1 protein-coding gene is annotated in these 842 nt (G+C 53.9%); it reads right to left on the bottom strand.

Features of this window, described 5'->3' with window-relative positions; all coding sequences use genetic code 11:
- The coding region (locus tag AWB68_RS45555) for a class I SAM-dependent methyltransferase (RefSeq protein ID WP_200828996.1) at positions 1-475 on the bottom strand (475 nt) is incomplete at its 3' end.
- Between the last annotated feature and the right edge of the window lie 367 nt (positions 476-842).

The raw sequence follows: 842 nt of genomic DNA, 5'->3' as shown, positions 1-842 counted from the left end.
GATCGATCTTCTTCTCCTGAGCGGTGTCGAGATCTTCCGTGCCGTTCTCAAAATAGGCGCAGGAATACACCATCGTGTGCCCTAACCAGATTCGGTAGAAGTCGTCCGATACGTCGTAGTGAAATTGGATCGCGCGGCGATCGGATTGCTTATCGTGATCAACGCGGGAAAATCGCGGAGGGCTAGTCGTCGAAAGAGTAGCATCGTGCGCTAGCCCATAGGCGAGCGCGATTGCTTCTGGCATACGACCGTGAATGTCGAGCTCGTCATTGACATACGCTTGCGCGAGGCCATCAATCGTGGGCCGGCGCAAATGCCGTAGCGCTGCCGCTTGCTTGACATAGAGAACGACCTTGGGCTGGCCAGGATGACCGAGACGGATTTCCCGTCCGTCCCACAACACCAGGCGCGCCGGCACGGGAATCTGTTTGCCTGCGTTCTCCGCCCATGATTCAACCTTGTCTTGCCAGAACATGATCGACTCCTGTCTTGCACCAAGTAGCTCAAAGCCTTGTCAAATCTGTAAGCCCCTCTGGCTCGCCGAGAAATTGGAGTTATCAATCATTAAAGACCCGGCGAGTTTGTTCGCGTGGCCGAGACAATTGAAACGAGGCTCGCGTTGTGTCTCCGACATACGGTCGGCGAACCACCGGGCCGGAAGCTGATGCAACGAGAGAGCAATCCTGTTTAAACTTGCAAAAGCAAGGGAGATCGCCACCGTCTTTATAGTAGTCAACTATATCACAAGATGATATATATAGAAGACGGCTCTTGTTCCATGATCAGCCATGCACAGACATCATGCAGTTCCGGTGCGCCGGGCAAGGAGACGACTATGTCAC

The organism is Caballeronia choica (assembly GCF_001544535.1).
Classification (GTDB): domain Bacteria; phylum Pseudomonadota; class Gammaproteobacteria; order Burkholderiales; family Burkholderiaceae; genus Caballeronia; species Caballeronia choica.
This window is presented reverse-complemented; position numbering and strand designations above follow the sequence as displayed.